Here is a 17,912-nt window from a genome sequence, read left to right as displayed (position 1 = left end):
CTTTACGGAGTGCGCTCACAACACTAAATTGCACACTTAACTAATGAAAATCAATACACCCTCAATGTCAAAAAATAAAATTACCGAAACCGGTTACCGCGCTCCAAAGAAGTTTAGTAAAGAAAAAACCAAAAGAGAGCTAGAGCTGTTAAAAATAAAATTGGGGGATTTGCAAAATTTGCTGTTTGCAGAAGGCAAACACAGTGCGCTAATTGTGATACAAGGAATGGACGCATCCGGTAAAGACGGAGCAGTGAAAAATGTTTTTGAAGCAGTAAATCCAATGGGCTGTAGGGTGATAGCATTTAAAAAACCCAGTGAGCTGGAAATGAAGCATGATTTTCTTTGGAGAATACATCAAAATGTTCCTGAAAAGGGCATGATTCATATTTTTAATCGTTCACATTACGAAGACGTCTTAATACAGCGGGTGCACAAATGGGTAGATGAAAAAACCATTCGTCAGCGCTTTGAGCACATCAACAATTTCGAAAAATTAATAGTGGAAAGTGGAACGGTTATTTTAAAGTTCTATTTGAATGTTTCTAAAGAGGAACAATTGGGTCGCTTAAAAGAACGCATGAGTGATCCTACAAAAATGTGGAAACACAATGCAAATGACATTAAGGAACGTGAACTTTGGGAGGATTACCAGAATGCCTACGAAGATGTATTTGAAAACTGCTCAAAAAATGCGCCTTGGACAATTGTTCCAAGTGATCAAAATTGGTATAAGGAATATGTGATGGCGAAACAAATAGTAGAAAAACTAGAATCCCTAAAAATGAAATATCCTCCCCTAAGTTCGGTGGCGGTAAAATAATTTTACATGGATTCTCTTATCGGATTGGTAGCATGCGGTGGGAAAAGCACCCGAATGGAGCAAGATAAGAGCTTGCTCAATTACCAAGGTGTCGAGCAACGCTATCATTGTTATAATTTACTCGCATTAGTTTGCAAGGAAGTATATCTCTCCTGTTCAAAACTGCAATCCGAATCAATTGTTGAAAAATACCAATACATTTCAGATGCCGAAGAATTTTCTAACATTGGTCCAATGGCAGCACTGTTAAGTGCGGCAAAAAGAAATCCTAATGCTTCCTTTCTTTTATTAGGATGTGATTATCCATTAATAGCGGCTGAAGATATACAACATCTTTTCGTAAACAGAAGTATGCACCATACTGCATCAAGCATTTATAATTTTGAAACAGGATTGTATGAGCCATTAATTGCGCTTTACGAAAAGAAGTCAATACCTTTACTTTATAATTCATTTCAAAATAAAAATTACTCACTTCAACACTTTTTAAGTGAAACAAGTGCTTTTAAACTTGCTCCTAAAAATCCTGCACATATTGTTAGTGTTGATACTCCTGAGCAAGCAAAAAAAATTAAATTTACAGGTAAATTATAATTTGCATGTCAATTAGCCCTACAACCAAGGTTTTCATTCGTAAGATTGATTCAAAAAAAGCAATAGAAATGGAAGATGTTCTTGCAGTTGAAGAACCCCTTGAAATTCGATTAGCGTATGGACCGTTAAACGCGCGAATTCAAAAAAGCATTTCGGTTACCATGCGTACACCGGGCAATGATGTAGAACTTGGACTTGGATTTTTGTTTACTGAAGGTGTAATAAAATCCGGTTCCGAAATTAAGAATACTAAACACCTTGATTTTGAAAAGAATTTAATTCTTTTTGAATGCCATGAAAATAGTTCACCCTCCATCGCAAAATTAGAACGGAATTTTTATACTACTTCCAGCTGTGGCGTTTGCGGAAAATCCTCTATTGATGCAATTCGAATTGTATGTGAACCAATTATCGAAATTGAAAATATCCAAGTAAGCATGGATACCATTGTAAAACTCCCGGAGCAGTTGCGCGAACAACAATCCATTTTTGAAAGCACCGGTGGATTGCATGCTTCTGCATTATTTGATTTGGATGGAAAATTTGTGGCCTTAAGAGAGGATGTTGGCAGGCATAACGCCCTTGACAAATTAATCGGATTTGCACTTGCTTCAAACTTACTACACTTACAAAATCATATTCTAGTGCTAAGCGGGAGAGCAAGTTTTGAGCTGATTCAAAAAGCTGCAATGGCCAATATAAAAGTAATTGCTGCGGTTGGTGCTCCTTCGAGTCTAGCGGTGCAATTGGCACAAGAATTTGGTATTACCTTAATAGGTTTTTTAAGAGGGGAGCGATTCAATATTTACTCCAATAAACAACGCATAAAAATTTAATATATGGAAACAGTGCTTCCCTTTGAACTATTGGCCAAATGCGCAGTTCTAGCCTTTTTCGCCATTTTATTTCTTCAATCTTCTTTAGATAAAATTTATAATCGCAAAGAAAATAGCATCTACCTTACAGCTGTATTCGAGAAAAGTTTTTTAAATAATTCAGTTACCATTCTCTTACCGCTAATTTCATTACTAGAATTCATAGCCGGTTTTAGTTCCCTACTTGGGGCATTTCTTATTTGGATAGGTATTTCATGGGTTGGGCAACTAGCTATTTTATTTTCAACGCTAGCTTTATTGTGCCTCTTTTTTGGACAACGTATCGCTAAAGATTATGCTGGCGCAGCAAGTCTTGCAGCATATTTTGCGGTTGCTTTGGTAGGATTTATTTTACTTCTTTAACCTGCATTCCTTTAACAGCAATACCCCGGCTCAGTTGTAAAGCATGTTGCAGGTGCTGATTGCTGTAAAAATTCGAATCCACACTTATCTCAGCCGAATAAAGCATCCCACTCGGTGGCAATGAATCGAGCAGCAGTGGTGCTCCATTTTGCATTGATCTATTTTTTAAAATTTCCATTCGAGCATCATACAATTCAGCATATTTGCTGGTTACACGGTATTGGTTAATAATGATTGTGAGCAATAACACAAGCATTATCCATACTGAAAAGCGGCTAAGAAATTCTACTTTTCTTGATGCAAAAACAACCTCCTTTCCGGCAGCATAAAATAACAGCGCTGTTGCAAAACAAAGCACAAAACTAAATTGTTCTAATGCCCTAACCGGCGGTGTTTCGTTTAAAACCATAGTGGATGGTAAAATCAAAATAAACAGCAATACAGCTGTTGCAAAAAATACAAACTTGATTTTTTTGACGAACTCAAGCAATGAAATAAGCTCCTCTCCTCTTTGCTTGAAACCTAAATAAAACCATGGAAAACTAAATAAGATTAAATAAACAAACTGATTCTTGAAGGTTAAAAAACCAACTTTTACAAAGGCTTTAAAAGGAGCTAATAACTGCGAACCAACTGTGGGATGAGGAAGCATCGACAAGCGAATACTATTACCAGGGGCCAATGCAGTAATGGTAAAGGCTACAGATAACAACAGCAAAGCTAGTCCCAATTTTATCCGATGATTTGTTTTAACCAACATGCGCAGCTTGGGATGTCCGGAAAAACTTAAAGTAAAAACAAACAGTAAAGCGAGTATTCCCATAACAGCAAACGATTCACTGGAACCACCTATGAATAATGGGAAAACAATCAAGATAAAAATACTACTTAAACTTACCTTCGATTTTGACAGTTCTGTAATTAAGAAAATTAGCGCTCCCAAGCTCAGCAAATAGGAACATACAGAGGTGTACCAAAACCAGGTTTCAGCAATTCCAAAATTCACGAAAAAAAAAGCACATAGAAGCAATACGCTATGCAAAACAATTTCATTTCGCTTCATCTTCATTCCAACTAGTTCATTTGTACGATGAATTAAATTACCAATTGCCAAACCGATGAACGACACTGTTAGAACTCCAAAAACCAGCAAAAAATAAGGAGTATTAGCATACTGCAACGCGCCACAAGTTAAGCTATATGCCATCCAGCGTCCGCTAAATGTGGCATAACAATATTTAACGCAGGCAAGTGTTCCCAGTTGTTGTTGCGCAAACAAAAAATAAAAATCATCTGCCGCAAGGCGATTAAAAAAACAAAGTAGCAGAACTAAAAAAAGAAATAAAATCGCTGTCAACCAAAGTAAACCCTGATGAGAAAAGAAAGGATATTTTTTTTCTTGTATCAATTCAACAGTCCTTATAATTTTAATGCTAGCTGAATGGCGATTGTTCGAGGAGCCTCTATTTTTAAAGGTCTCAGGCTATATTCCAAGTTAAATAAATTAGTTGCCACGCAAGCAATCCGCAAATATTTTGTTGCTTGTACTGCCACACGAGCATCAAATAATTGTGTTTCGTTGTGGTGTTTTTGACGGTATTTTTTTATTCCTGTTGGAAGTAAATAGGGTTCATCCAAATCATAAAATGTTTTATCAATATTCTTCATAAAGCTGTAATATCGCCAACTTCCTCCTATTGAAAATAATTTGTAGGTGAGTTCAATATCCAATTTTGCTAGGTGCTGAAAGCGGTATTTCAAAATAGTGGAATTTGTATCTGTACTCGTATTCGCAAAGGTTAGCAGCGTTTGTGTAAAGCCTTCCGCCGGTCGATCTTTTGCAAAAACATAGGCAGTATCTAATGCTTCCGGCTTGGTGTAAGTATAGCCACCTAAAATACTTAATGACCAGTTTTTAGATAATTTACCTTCCGCCCCAAGCGAAACTTCCACACCACGAACTCTTGTATTTCCGGTATTCACAAACTTAAATCCGGCCGAATCCGGACTCCATTTTGCATAAATATATTCAATGGTATTTCTATACTCCTGCCAAAAAGCAGCAACATCAATGAATCCTTTAAAATTTCGGATTTTAAATCCCTGTTTTAAGCCCACTTCTTGATTGGTGGATGTTTCGGGAACCAAAGAATCATTTGGAAAAATAGTTATTCCCCCGGCACTGGTTAGTATAAACTTTTCGGTAATGGTTGGGAAGCGATATCCCTGTCCGTATGAGTAGCGCAGAAAGGTTCCTTCCGATAATTTAATATTCATCCCTGAACGAAATATGGGTTGAACCACTGTTTCCTGAGCGTTGATTTTAAAATATTCTCCTCTAACTCCTAGCGAGAGATTTAACACATTCCAAATTTTTTTATCCAATTGTGAGTACACTGAATAATTTTGAAGTGTATTGTTGGCGGAGCCACTTGCAGCATATAACGCGGCATGTGAATACGTTTTATTAAGCACAATACCCCCGGTAACATTTAAATTAGCCAGCACAGGAAATTGTTTATGAAACTGATATTCATAATAAGTTACTGTGCTCTCATTCGACTGATTGTTGCTGTTTTGATTGTTGGTGTAGAAATAACGCCCTTTTAAATCGTGTTTAAATCCATTTTTGGAAGTGTAGGAAACAAATGGATCAACATATAAAATACTTCTATCGCTAATGGTCATCGTTCCCGGAAAAGCACGATAAATGCCGGAAGTATCATCATTCCAAACAAGCGAAAAATTGGAATGCGACAACATAAAATTTCCATTAACACCTATAGCTAAGCCACTTATTTTGGATGGCCGATAACGAAAATTAAAATTAAATCTTCCATTGCGTTCTGCTACATCGCTGTTGGTAATAGTATCCGCCTTTATTGGTAAGTAAGGATGTGGGAGTGGCGGGCCGATAAATCCATGATCGTAAGATGCCATTCCACCCAACACGAGATCTATTTTTCCAAATTTTTGCGCGTGTAAAAAATTAAATCCTGAAAAGTTATTCATTCCTTTCCACCATTTTGCGGAATCATTTTTAGGGGAACTGTAAAGCCCTGAATACAAGTTTACTTTTGTAATTGGTTTATCCTTAGGATATGCAGTACGAATATTAATTGTACCGCTCAAAGCGGATGAACCATAACATACTGAAGATGCGCCTTTAATTATTTCAACTTGCTCAATGTTTTCGGTGGGGATAAAATTCCATTCTGTTCGTCCGGCATCACCCGCCATTACAGGAATCCCATCGATTAAAGTTGCTACCCTACTTCCCACTCCAAAACTAAACCCGCTTCCTCCTCTTATTTGCGGCTCACCATCTAATATATTCAACCCTGGAGTTTGTTCTAAAGCAGTTTTAATGTTTACGGTATTTCTGTGTTCAATTAAGGTAGGCTTCAATACCTCCATCGACACAGTAATCTCTTCCAATTTTTGTTCAAATTTTCCGGCCGAAACAACTACTGTTTGCAACTGCTGTTCTGAACTTTTTAACAAAACATCATGATTAAGTGCCACACTACTATCGGCATTCACCCAAAAAGTATCGGCTTGCATACTGATAAATGTGCAAACTATACGCTGTTTCCCAACAGGAACAAGCAAGGTATATTTTCCGTTAGCATCGGTAATCGTTGCAATGCTTTTATCGGATAACAAATAAAGCGTTGCTCCAACAAGTTCCTCTTTGTTTTCACCATTACGTACAATACCCTGTATAATTGAGCTAGACTGTGCAAACGAAACAATAACTGAGAATAAAACTAGGCTCGTTAAACTAACTGCAAATCGCATATCCTTTCACTAATTTTCTTAAAAAAATCGCAGAGGAATTAACGTGCAATAACTAGTTTTCCCCGCTGTTCAATACTTCCGTCGGAGTTTAAAGCGGTATAAAAATAAAGTCCTGAGGAAAGTTGATTCAAATCAATTTTGTTCTTTCCAAATTCTAATTCTGCTTGAATTACCTGATTTCCCAAAGCATCAAACAATACAAAATGGAGGTTTCTTTTGGAACTTGAAATCGTTAAATTTTGAGCAGCCGGATTAGGTGAAATGCTAATCACCTCTTCGTTAAGTTCATGCACTCCGGCACCGGTATTGGTAATTAATTCCAAATCATCAATAAACAGTGTACTGTTTACCTGTGCTGTAAATCCAGCACTTGAAGATAAAATCCAAATAGATTTATCGACAGGATTGGCAGAACGATAAACGATGGGTAAAGAAAATCGTGTGTAGGTTCCAACAGTAGATGCTGGAGTCAAAAATCGCACATATCCAATTGTATCGGGAGTTGAAGCAGATCCCAACAATTGAAACTCCACAAAACCATTGTCACCACCCACCGAAGTATATTTATACCAACCCGCAATACTATCCGGTCTACCGGTATAAGCCACCCCTCCGCTAACCCCTGGAGGAGCAATACTAATGGTTCCGGTGGTTGCCAAGCCGTTTGCATTTTGACCAAATACCGATTTCGTAATTAATTTTATTGCCGCATTTCCGGAATGCACATCGGCACCACTTGCCTTTAAACAAGTAAGTACACCAACTATAGAAGTGTTGGGATTTAAGGTATTCCAATTATCGGGATCCATACGAGTACCCACTTGCGTCCAATTTTCGAAGCCCGGATTGGGCAGCACATTTTGCGCTGTTGAAGTAAATAAGGTAGTAAGTGTGCAAAGAAGTGTAAAGATTATTTTCATCGATTGCTTTTTGGTTCTCACAAACCTAATATTTATCTCCGAAAAAGAAAAGTTTATTGCTTAATGAAAGTGACGTGATTCACTTTATCCTGATTCACAATTTTTAAACAATAAACACCGGGTATTAAATTATCGATGTTTATTTGGTTCTTTGTAAATACAGGATTTTGAATAAAAATTGTGCTGTATACCTTTTCACCTGCGGTATTAAAAATAGTCAATTCCAATTTATTTTTTAAATTTTTTGTATCCAGGATGAGCTGTTTATCTGCAGGATTGGGATACATTTTAAAATTTTGTTCACTTAATAAGGAATAAACGGAAGCAATTAAGTTTGAATTTCCGGGTGTGGATGGGCCTTGCACAACTATAGGTTTAATGCCATCGGGATAGCAACCAACACTTTGATCATTCGCCAAAAGCCCAAATGACAAGGAATCCAAAATACGGTAATTTACTCCATTGAATTCGCTTAGTGCAATTTTTTCGCCTGAACCGCTAAGCTTAAAATTTGCATGATTGGCTCCCTGACTTCCATCTTCATCCGCCCAGCAAAGTAAAAATCCATTCGCCGCGAGTGTGCTATTTCCAACATTCCATTTTCCCAATCGGGTAAAATCATCTGATACAAAAATTCTGTTCATATCTGCAACAGCTCCGGCATTGTATAGCTCAAACCAATCGTCGTATTCCCCAAAATTATCAGCGAGTGTGCTTATATTTTTTGTCATCAATTCATTGATAAACAACTGAGGCTTGGGTGCAACAACTATTGATAAAAACCCCAATCGAGGTTCTCTTCCCTTAACAGCAAATACATCGCTATTGCTAAGATAGTAATACAAAGTATCTCCTAAATTTGCTCCCGAAATTCCTGCACCAAAAATACCATCGCCTAATGCATCATCCCTATGCTGACTGTCATCCGCCATTAAAACAGAATCAAGCATACCGGAAGTATTTATTTTATAATGCAAATACACATTCGCTATTGGATTTTCATCCTCTACCCATGATTTTATATAAATACTATCTCCAGCGTAGGGTGCAAATGGGTTATGACGTGTTTCACTAAAAATCGGGGCCACATTATTTAACACTAATTGAGCAGTTGCATTTGAATTTCGCGTACTAATAAAATCCTGAATTCCGTATGGCGCATGCCCTCCCAAGGGCTGTGTGTAAGCATCCAGAAAATCATTAAAACTATAGCCATAATCTGCACTGTGGTAGGTGTCATTAATCACATAAGTGCTAATTAAATCCTTTAAACTATCACTCAATGCTACCATCGCCGAAGTGGACGCATAAGACGCCAGCATCTTTTTCATAAAAAAAGAAAATCGATTGCGGTAATCGGCTTTTGCTAATAATTTTGTTACCAAAGGACGATTCGCAGTATCCAGTGACCAGGAATAAATACTTCGGGTTCCCCAATTTTTATTCAACCAATCAATTCCATAGGTATTATCCACATCATAAGTGATGTAGTCCATTTTACCGGTTTCGGGATTATGGTAGAGGTAATAATTATTGTTATTTCCACCGTAATTATCCCAATTTCCGGTCAAGATATCAAAGGCATAGGCGCGTAAAAAAGCATTTACATTGAACAACTTTTCTAAATTATTTTGATAATTAGGACCATTAGGAGCATGCAAAGCGGTGATAAAATCTTTTAAATCGGTATAGTCATCAGCGCTGGTATTTGTTTTTAAATCGTACACGCGGGCAGCACTTCCTCCAAGCTTATAGTTGTTCGGGTTTGCACCCAGATAAGCTAAGTTGGCGGGATATAAACACTTGTAAAAATTACCTGAATTGTTGAGATAACGCGATTGCAAAAAATTTTCATCGTTGTGCTCTACATTAATATATAATCCAAAATAGTTTCCATTAATATACACCTCCACGTGATTTGCACGTGAATAGGGCATGCGCAAGCGAACAGCTGTTTCCCAAAACAGTTTGGAACGCACAATTGCCGGGTCGTTGTGCTCGCCATTCAAATTCATTTTTTCTACCCCATAAAATTTTTGTCCGGGTATAAATGCATTAAACGAAACCTTAAAAGATTTTTTTCCTGCAGTGCGGGATGTATTTCCGCGCAAGCGAAAACCTACGTTGCTCACTGAAACACTTCCACTGGCGTCGGTAAATAAAAAATCGGCCGGATATTCGTGATCACTGTAAACGTTGGCATAAATATCAATAAGCGAATCAGGGTCAATACTGATATCGATGCGCGGCACTTCTGCATCGTTAAAAACTCTTCCTTTAGCGGGAAAATAAGGTTGTGATTGCACATTAATAGCCAGTGCAAGAAGTATAAAGAGGATTTTGTTTTGCATTTTAATCCTTCTCAAGAAACTTTGTTAAATAGCTTATTGCAAGCGTAAGTAGGGAAGTTTTTGCAAGCGAAAAAATACTAGATCCAAAACCGGAATCTTGCTCCTTCTTATTGGTAAAAAAAGCGGAAACTAAGTTTACAATGCTATTTTCACGTATATCGCGGGGAATAATTTCAAGAATAGCTTCTTTAATCATTAAGGTAGGATTCAGTTTTGCTTTGAGTTGCACAAAATTATCGGCCATGTCCTTTTCCTGAGTGGAACACTCCAATTTCAAACGTTGCTTTTCCAATAAAAGGCTTTGATAATCACTAATTTTAGCTTTCATTTTCCTGGTCCTCCATTAATTTTTTGATGGTTTGATTCAGAATCGGTTTCTCAATTTGATTTTTACGCAACATCAGTGTCAGCAAGAACAACAGCAAATAAAATCCGGCAATAATTCCAAAACCCCAATAGTAATCGCCCATTCTTTTGCCAATAAACAGTGCCAAGGCGAAACTTGCAAAGACAAAAAATGCAAAAAAGGTAAAAAACAAAATAAGGTTGGATGTAACCGAAGCAGCCGCTTTGGCAACTGCTTCTACTAGCGATAATTTAACTAAATCGATTCGATTGTTGGAATAGTTTTTAAGCCGAGGCAACCATTCCTCCCACAATTTTTCGTATTCATTTTTATATTCTTCAGACATACTTATGGTTTTTCGGCGGTTTTTGTATCGTTGTTTCTGGAAGCTAATTCTTCTTCAAGTTTCGCTTTGAGTTTAGCAGCCGCATCTTTTATACGCGCTGCCATTTTAGCTTTATCCTCTTTGGATATTAAGGTTGAAGCCAATGCACCTGCAGCAGCGCCGGCAAGGAATGAAAAAAAGAGATTTTTATTCGAACTCATAAAATTCTAACTGATCTATCATGCAAATTTACCTATTTAGTAAGCCGAATCAAAGAAATAAAAAGCAAGCCACGAATAAAGGATAAAGGATATATTTTAACGAATAGCACAAATCATATTTGCAATGATTTAGCTCATATTATAAAAGTTACTATGCTAGAAGTCATCCCATTTAACATTGTCTTTCATGTCCAAAGTTGCGCACTTCTTGTCGATTAAACCGCTCATCGGGCGAAAATTGCCACTCATCGATTATTGAAACATTGTAGAACATTCACTACATTCAAAATTTGATTTGCTGTTAAAAATAGTTAACATTGAAACGTTAATAAAATTAAAGCAGCTAAATAAAATCTATCCACTTAATAGTTTAAGCTATGAAAAAAAATAAAATAACTAGCAATTTGATGCGCGGACATCCAATCGAAATCCCCTATTTTCATTCCTAAAGTTAGTCAATAGTTATTTGGCTGCAATACCAATAAACCAAGTTAAACCCCCTAAAATTAATAAATATGAAAAAAATCAAATTACATTTAGTTGTATTACTTATTCTGCTGATATCAGCAATAAGTTTTAAAACCCAAGCTCAGGCGTTTTATTATACAGCAGTGAATTCATCGAATGTTGCTGGAACCTATACAGACCTTGGCTCAAATGGAACTGTTATTACCACTCCAGATTACGATGAATCATTATCTAATCCTGAAAACATTGGATTTAACTTTAGCTTTAATGGAAATATTTTTACTCAATTTATTTTGAGTACAAATGGATTTATTAAACTAGGCGCCATAGCTCCTTCTGGATCATTACCAGGAACTGCAGGACCTCAAGACTGTGGGGGAAGCGCACTACAAAGTGCCGACCCATTAGATATTAATATTATTTCACCGTTCAATATCGATTTAGATAGTGCTAAAAATGCCGGCGGTACAGTCATTACTGAGTATCGTGTATTTACAACAGGGGCTCCGGGAGCTCAAACCTGTACCATTCAATGGAAAAATGTAAATGAATATAATTTAGGTGGCGGATTCATACAACAAGCCAAGAACTTTAGTTTTCAAGTAATCTTATATGAAGGAAGTAATAAAATTGAATTTGTTTATGGTACAATGAAATCCGGAACCAGCACGCAATTCCATACTGCAGGCTGTGGAATTAAAGCAGCTAGCAATGCTACTGCTCAAATATTGCTGGCAAAAAAAGGTTCTGCCACTGCGTGGGCCTCTTCTACTTTTTCCAATTTATGGACTGGCGCACCTCCCACTTATCAATGCTTGAGCTTTAGACAAGCTATTCCGCCTGTATCTGGAAAAACTTTCAGATTTTTATCTGCAGCGCCGAACGATTTATCCATTACTAATATTTACACCTTAGGTAGTCTTGCATCTGGATATTCTGACCCACACGTGCTTTCAGTTCGCATTCAAAATGTAGGCTTAAATGCCATGGCTGCATCAACAGTCACATTGGATGTTTCTGGCTCGAATTTATTTAACAATGTTCAAGTAGTTCCAGCTTTGATTGCAGGCGCATCTACTGTTGTTAATTTTCCTGCTTATTCATCTCCTGTGCAAGGCACAAACAACATATTGGTGACTATACCGGCCGATGACGTTTCAGGCAATAATACATCTTCCATGACGCAAGCCGTTACAGCAAACTTAACTTCTTACAAATACAATGCACCATTTACCGGTGGGGTTGGATTTACAGCACCATCTGAAGGCGTATTTGTTGCCCAATTTCAATCTGGTAATAAATATGGTAACTCAGATACATTGAATGAAGTTAAAGTTGATTTTCAAGCTGCAGCTGCAAGTAGAATAATTCGATTAGCAATTTATGCAGATAGTGTTGGATTGCCCGGAACTCCATCTCGAACAGCTCTTTATATGTCGGCACCTATAACTGTTACCGCGGCTGCTCAGCAATCTACCATTACAATTCCAAATATTGTTGTTCCAACTATATACTATGCAGGATTATTGCAAACAGCTGCAAGTACAGTAAATATGGCTTTCTCCTATCAAGCGGAAACTCCAATAAGAAGCACAAGCTTCTTCTTTTCACTTGCTGTACCTGTCGCTTCTTGGATTAATTTTGCTCCCAATAATGCGTTTAGAATAGCAGTTGAAGTAAGGTATAATATTCCATTGCCACCATCTTGTGTTATTAACCATAGCCCTGTAGATTTAGAGCCTTCATTATGTTATAAGAGTCTATTAAGTTGGGCTGCTAATGGTGGTGCTCCAACTGGGTATGATGTTTATTTAAGTACAGTTCAAGCTGATGTTGACAATTCGGTTATTGGAGCAAAAGTATCCAGTAATCAACCGGGATTGACTTTTGATCCAACTGGGCTTGTCACTGGTAATACTACTTATTACTGGAAAGTGGTTGCCAAAAATACTGCTGGTGATGCATCGGGTTGTGCAACGTTATCGTTTACAACTGCACCTTCACCATCCTTACCATTTACTGAGAGTTTTACAAGTATTACATTTCCTCCAACATGTTGGGATGCTACAAGTATAGTAGCTATTGATAGAGCTCCAGAAAGTGCATATGGTGTGGGATCTGGTTCTACAATATTTGATTTTTATAATAACGGGCCAGGGAATTTCGACTTTACAACACCTAGTTTTGGAAACACACCTGCCGGACATGTACTTTCATTTGATTATGCCTATGCAACTTTTCAGACAGAAGTAGATCAATTAGAGTTATTTTATTCAACTGATGATGGGACAAATTTTACGTCCTTAGTATTATTAAATGGTGGACTTAACGGTATATTAAATACTGGCGGAGCAAATACAAATGCTTTTATTCCCACAGCATCCCAATGGGCAAAATATCAAATTGTATTGCCAACAGGAACCAACAAAATTCGATTCCGTGGAATATCAGTTTTTGGTAACAATTTGTATATCGATAATGTTAGTGTGGATGTACCCCCTCCAGCGCCTTCTTGTGCCATTAATCTATTACCGGCTGATTTGGCAACAAATCAATTCCGAGATGTAACCCTTACTTGGGCATTTGGTCCGGGCGCTGTTCCATCCGGATACGATGTTTATTTGGATCAGAATATTTCACCTACTACATTGGTTTCAGCTAACCAAGCAGGATCAAGTTATACTGCATCTGGTTTACTTGCCAATGCTCAATACTATTGGAAAATTGTTCCTAAAAATATTTCTGGTGATGCAATTGGATGTACAATTCAATCCTTTACTACCGGGCAACTCTATAACTATTGTACCCCAACACATTCGGTTATATGTGGTGTAGGAAGTATAACCAACGTTAAGCTGCGTTATACCTTAGACAACACAACTACTTGTAGTGCTCCAGGATATCAATCATATCCTGCTAGTGGCGCAACAACAACCAGTTTGCCTAGAGGTCAAAATCATTTTGTTTCCGTAACAACTAGCAGTAGTGCTATAGTATCGGTTTGGATTGATTTCGATCAAAATGGAATATTTGACACCTACGAATGGACTCAAGTAACAACTGCATCAACAGCAAATGTGGCCAATGTTGCTACTGTTAATTTTCCTTTAACTGCTGCACTTGGTCAAACAAAAATGAGAATTCGTTCAAGAGGTGCATTAAATCCTAATTCAAATTTGGATGCTTGTACCTCTTTTGGATCAGGCGAATCAGAAGATTACATAATTACTATTTTACCTGAAGCGGTTGTTGCTCCAGCTTGCGCTGCTACAATTTCAGCAGGAAATATTGCTTGTGTAACACAAACTACTTTAAATTGGACAGATGGTGGTGGTTTCCCTGAAGGGTATCATGTAAGCCTTGCAACGGATATTGGCATGAATAACCTGATTTTGTTTCAGGCCGACGCAGGCAATGCATTATCATATACGCTACCTGCACTACAACCAAATACTCCGTATTATTATCAAGTTGCTGGTTATGTGGGATTATTGGAGAACCTTGCTTGTGCAGTTGGTACTTTTACCTCTGGACCTTCTCAAGCCGTAACACCTGCTGTTGCAACAAATATTTTACCGGCAGTTAACTGGAATTTTGGTGCTGAAGGTGTTACTCCTCCTGCCTTAAATTGTGGAATAACTGTTGAGAACTATGACCAATTAGGAACCAGTAATTGGTACACTTCTTCTATTGCACCTCGCAGCGGGTCTAACCACATGCGAATCGACAAAAATCCAGATAATACTAATGCTTTGGATGATTATTTCTTTACTGTTCCAATTAATGTTACTGCAGGTAAAGTATACCGCATCACTTGGTGGGATAGAGCATCCTCAGCTAGTTTTACTGAAAACTACGAGGTACGTATGGCTAGTTTACCAGATGGTTCTACCATGTCGGGATCAGCTCCTGATTTGTTCTCCACAAACAGCACTACTTATGCTCAAAAGCAAGCAACCGATTATTTAGTTCCAATTAATGGTTCCGGAACCGTTTATTTTGGATTCCATGCTATAAGTGGAGCCGCTAAAGGAAGCATTTATATTGATGACATCGTGGTGAGTGAAGTACCAGTACCACAACTTAATCCGATTTATTGTACTACCATTCCTAGCATGTACGATCAAATTTTTGTTACCCCAATACCGGGAGCAACTAACTATCGTTTCAAAATAGTGGGTACTGGTGGTCAAGCCGGATACAACTTCGAACACTATCGTAATAATTCAAATCCTGATTACCGCTTAAAATGGGCTCCGGGTGTGATTTATGGATACACTTATAATGTGCAAGTGGCTTCCTTTAAAAACGGCGTGTGGAGCCCTTATGGCCCATCTTGTCCGGTTTCACTTGGTGCATTCCCACAAATTAAATTACGTAACAATCCTGCAACAATTGCCGGTCCTTGCGACTATGTTATCACTGACCTTAATGATCGCATCCTAACGGATTCCTTATCGGGTGCCAATGATTATATGTATCGCATTGTAGAAGATGTACCGGGTGGTGCATACGATTATGACCATACATGGCAACGTTATAGTGGTAATTTAGATTTCCGTTTATTATGGGCATTCCAATCTTCTCCGCTTATCGACCGTGTACGCTTTGGATACAGCTACGATGTACAAACACGTGCTTTAGTTGGAAAAACAGGCGTTACTTATGGAAATCGTCCGGGTGAATGGGGAACTTATGGAAGTACTTGTAAAGTTGATTTAACAGCTGCATCTCCAACTACCACTTTGACCAACTGTAACATTTCTTTAACTTCACTCAACGATCAATTTTTCATTGGCGGAGTTACCGGTGCTATCAATTATGAATATGAATTTAGTGCTCCTGGATTTACTACAGCTACTGTTTATCGTGGCAACGGAAATCTTGATTTCAGAATGGTTTGGCTTGCAGGTGTAAAATATGCAACTACTTTTTCAGTGCGTGTAAGAGCGTATGTGGGTGGAGTTTGGCTAAATTATGGTACTCCTTGTACTGTAATCACACCGGCTGCTCCATCAACCTCAGTGCTTGGCATCTGTGGAACTACGCTTAGTCCTGGGCAATTTAGCAGCACCATTTTCTGCACCGCAGTACCGGGAGCAAGTTTGTATTCTTACCGCATTACAAATGTAGGTGGAGTGCCTTACTCAAAAGTAGTATACAACTATAACTCAAACAACTCGTTCAGCTTATCACGTACTTTAGTGTGCTGTGGATATCAAAACATGTTGCCTAATGCAACTTATACTATCGAAGTAGCATACTATGCAGGAGAGTGGAGTGCTTACGGACCAGTTTGTACCTTTACAACAGGTGCCACTGTGCCACGTTACTCACCATTTGCGAGCGAAGGTGTTGAAGCTGTTGAAGGAGCACTTAATTTAAGTGTATATCCAAATCCTGCAACAGTAAATCAGCAATTTGCCCTCGAGTTACAAGGGATTACAGCTGCTAATGAAAAAGTTCAAGTAAGAATTTTTAACATGATTGGCGACAAAGTTTACAGCGCTGAAGTTATCACCAAAGAAGAAGCTATCTTAACCATTAAACCTGAAATGCAATTAGCAGCAGGAGTTTACATGGCCGAAGCGCAACTCAATGGAAACGTTTACCGCGTGAAATTTGTAGTGAAATAAATAATTAATAATTAGTAATCAAAAAGCCTCTGCTCATGCAGGGGCTTTTTGATTTTATACACGTCCCAATTTGCACTAGAATTCTCAGCTTGGCTAAACTTGCATGCTAATGAAACGCTAATAGGAAAGGATTACTTATCTCATGCAATTAATCAAGATCTGATAGCAGTCGAATTAGCAGATCTGAAATCATATCCAAACCAATCTGCGCCTAGGAGTTTTTCAAAAAAATAGTTATCAGTTCTTCAATAAAAAAAGGGGCTACTCAATTAAGAATAACCCCTTTTATTTTGTTTGAGAATTAACTATCCCAAGTATGTTTTTAAATGCTTGCTTCTTGATGAATGCTTTAAACGTTTAATTGCTTTTTCTTTAATCTGACGCACGCGTTCACGTGTTAAGTCAAATTTATCTCCAATTTCTTCGAGCGTAAATTCATGGCTAAAGCCGATTCCGTAAAATAATTTAATAACATCTCGCTCTCTGTCGGTTAAAGTAGATAAAGATCGTTCAATTTCACGTTGAAGCGATTCAGAGATTAATGCTGTATCTGCTCTTGGAGAGTCGCTGTTAATCAAGACATCCAATAAAGTATTTTCTTCACCCTGCACAAAAGGAGCATCCATGCTCACATGTCGGCCAGATACACGCATGGTATCAGCAACTTTATCTTCGGGCAATTCCAAAATTGCTGAAAGTTCTTCGGCTGATGGAGCACGTTCGAACTCTTGTTCTAATTTTGAGAAAGCTTTGTTGATTTTGTTTAAAGACCCAACCTGATTTAAAGGTAAACGCACGATACGCGCTTGTTCAGCCAAGGCTTGTAAAATAGATTGACGAATCCACCACACAGCATAGGAAATAAATTTAAATCCACGGGTTTCATCAAATCTTTTTGCTGCTTTAATCAAACCTAAGTTTCCTTCATTTATTAAATCGGGCAAACTCAAACCTTGATTTTGATATTGTTTTGCTACGGAAACAACGAAACGTAAATTGGCTTTGGTTAATTTTTCGAGTGCATTTTGGTCGCCATCTCGGATTTTTTTTGCCAATATCACTTCCTCTTCAGCACTGATTAATTCTTCTCGACCAATTTCTTGAAGGTACTTGTCTAACGAGGCACTTTCACGATTGGTAATGGATTTGGTGATTTTGAGCTGTCTCATATTCCGGTATTTTCTAGTTG

At 37.8% G+C, this 17,912-nt stretch carries 13 protein-coding genes; 5 read left to right on the top strand and 8 right to left on the bottom strand.

Going from position 1 to position 17,912, the window contains the following annotated elements; all coding sequences use genetic code 11:
- Nucleotides 1-64 precede the first annotated feature (64 nt).
- The 4 genes from IPP32_07680 to IPP32_07665 are packed head-to-tail and all read left to right on the top strand — an operon-like array spanning nucleotide 65 to nucleotide 2,655.
- Nucleotides 65-823 carry a polyphosphate kinase gene (locus IPP32_07680; GenBank protein MBL0047956.1) on the top strand — a complete coding sequence of 253 codons (759 nt, stop codon included), beginning with the start codon at nucleotides 65-67 and terminating at the stop codon, nucleotides 821-823.
- A gap of 6 nt (nucleotides 824-829) precedes the next feature.
- Complete coding sequence (locus IPP32_07675) at nucleotides 830-1,417, top strand: NTP transferase domain-containing protein (protein ID MBL0047955.1); 588 nt, start codon at nucleotides 830-832, stop codon at nucleotides 1,415-1,417.
- Nucleotides 1,418-1,422: 5 nt separating this feature from the next.
- Complete coding sequence (gene fdhD / locus IPP32_07670) at nucleotides 1,423-2,253, top strand: formate dehydrogenase accessory sulfurtransferase FdhD (GenBank protein ID MBL0047954.1); 831 nt, start codon at nucleotides 1,423-1,425, stop codon at nucleotides 2,251-2,253.
- A 3-nt stretch (nucleotides 2,254-2,256) separates the two neighbouring features.
- On the top strand, nucleotides 2,257-2,655 hold the full coding sequence (locus IPP32_07665) for a DoxX family protein (protein ID MBL0047953.1): 399 nt from the start codon (nucleotides 2,257-2,259) through the stop codon (nucleotides 2,653-2,655).
- Here IPP32_07665 and IPP32_07660 read toward each other — a convergent pair.
- The 7 genes from IPP32_07660 to IPP32_07630 are packed head-to-tail and all read right to left on the bottom strand — an operon-like array spanning nucleotide 2,639 to nucleotide 10,619.
- A complete protein-coding gene (locus IPP32_07660; GenBank protein MBL0047952.1) occupies nucleotides 2,639-4,063 on the bottom strand; it encodes a hypothetical protein in 1,425 nt (474 codons plus the stop codon). The two genes, IPP32_07665 and IPP32_07660, sit on opposite strands and share 17 nt — an antisense overlap.
- 11 nt (nucleotides 4,064-4,074) lie before the next feature.
- Nucleotides 4,075-6,456 (bottom strand): TonB-dependent receptor, encoded by a 2,382-nt coding sequence (locus tag IPP32_07655; GenBank protein MBL0047951.1) that lies wholly within the window; start codon nucleotides 6,454-6,456, stop codon nucleotides 4,075-4,077.
- Nucleotides 6,457-6,494: 38 nt separating this feature from the next.
- A complete protein-coding gene (locus IPP32_07650; protein MBL0047950.1) occupies nucleotides 6,495-7,376 on the bottom strand; it encodes a T9SS type A sorting domain-containing protein in 882 nt (293 codons plus the stop codon).
- 53 nt (nucleotides 7,377-7,429) lie between these two features.
- Nucleotides 7,430-9,727, bottom strand: a complete 2,298-nt coding sequence (locus tag IPP32_07645) for a CotH kinase family protein (protein ID MBL0047949.1) — start codon at nucleotides 9,725-9,727, stop codon at nucleotides 7,430-7,432.
- A 1-nt stretch (nucleotide 9,728) separates the two neighbouring features.
- On the bottom strand, nucleotides 9,729-10,055 hold the full coding sequence (locus IPP32_07640; GenBank protein ID MBL0047948.1) for a hypothetical protein: 327 nt from the start codon (nucleotides 10,053-10,055) through the stop codon (nucleotides 9,729-9,731).
- Entirely contained in the window at nucleotides 10,045-10,419 is a 375-nt protein-coding gene (locus IPP32_07635; protein ID MBL0047947.1) for a phage holin family protein, read from the bottom strand. The genes IPP32_07640 and IPP32_07635 overlap by 11 nt, the downstream gene beginning before the upstream one ends.
- A gap of 2 nt (nucleotides 10,420-10,421) precedes the next feature.
- Nucleotides 10,422-10,619, bottom strand: coding sequence for a hypothetical protein (locus IPP32_07630; GenBank protein MBL0047946.1), 198 nt, complete (start codon nucleotides 10,617-10,619; stop codon nucleotides 10,422-10,424).
- A 515-nt stretch (nucleotides 10,620-11,134) separates the two neighbouring features.
- On the opposite strand from IPP32_07630, the gene IPP32_07625 reads away from it, so the two are divergent.
- Complete coding sequence (locus tag IPP32_07625; GenBank protein MBL0047945.1) at nucleotides 11,135-16,723, top strand: T9SS type A sorting domain-containing protein; 5,589 nt, start codon at nucleotides 11,135-11,137, stop codon at nucleotides 16,721-16,723.
- Between the two features lie 305 nt (nucleotides 16,724-17,028).
- On the opposite strand, the gene IPP32_07620 is transcribed toward IPP32_07625, so the two are convergent.
- Entirely contained in the window at nucleotides 17,029-17,892 is an 864-nt protein-coding gene (locus IPP32_07620; GenBank protein MBL0047944.1) for a sigma-70 family RNA polymerase sigma factor, read from the bottom strand.
- Nucleotides 17,893-17,912 lie beyond the last annotated feature (20 nt).

The organism is Bacteroidota bacterium (assembly GCA_016721765.1).
In the GTDB taxonomy this organism is placed as follows: Bacteria; Bacteroidota; Bacteroidia; order UBA4408; family UBA4408; genus UBA4408.
This window is presented reverse-complemented; position numbering and strand designations above follow the sequence as displayed.

Coding starts and splice junctions, on each gene's coding strand:
- IPP32_07675 (MBL0047955.1), top strand. CDS start 830: ATGGATTCTCTTATCGGATTGGTAGCATGCGGTGGGAAAAGCACCCGA.
- IPP32_07680 (MBL0047956.1), top strand. CDS start 65: ATGTCAAAAAATAAAATTACCGAAACCGGTTACCGCGCTCCAAAGAAG.
- fdhD (MBL0047954.1), top strand. CDS start 1,423: ATGTCAATTAGCCCTACAACCAAGGTTTTCATTCGTAAGATTGATTCA.
- IPP32_07635 (MBL0047947.1), bottom strand. CDS start 10,419: ATGTCTGAAGAATATAAAAATGAATACGAAAAATTGTGGGAGGAATGG.
- IPP32_07620 (MBL0047944.1), bottom strand. CDS start 17,892: ATGAGACAGCTCAAAATCACCAAATCCATTACCAATCGTGAAAGTGCC.
- IPP32_07655 (MBL0047951.1), bottom strand. CDS start 6,456: ATGCGATTTGCAGTTAGTTTAACGAGCCTAGTTTTATTCTCAGTTATT.
- IPP32_07640 (MBL0047948.1), bottom strand. CDS start 10,055: ATGAAAGCTAAAATTAGTGATTATCAAAGCCTTTTATTGGAAAAGCAA.
- IPP32_07625 (MBL0047945.1), top strand. CDS start 11,135: ATGAAAAAAATCAAATTACATTTAGTTGTATTACTTATTCTGCTGATA.
- IPP32_07665 (MBL0047953.1), top strand. CDS start 2,257: ATGGAAACAGTGCTTCCCTTTGAACTATTGGCCAAATGCGCAGTTCTA.
- IPP32_07630 (MBL0047946.1), bottom strand. CDS start 10,619: ATGAGTTCGAATAAAAATCTCTTTTTTTCATTCCTTGCCGGCGCTGCT.
- IPP32_07650 (MBL0047950.1), bottom strand. CDS start 7,376: ATGAAAATAATCTTTACACTTCTTTGCACACTTACTACCTTATTTACT.
- IPP32_07645 (MBL0047949.1), bottom strand. CDS start 9,727: ATGCAAAACAAAATCCTCTTTATACTTCTTGCACTGGCTATTAATGTG.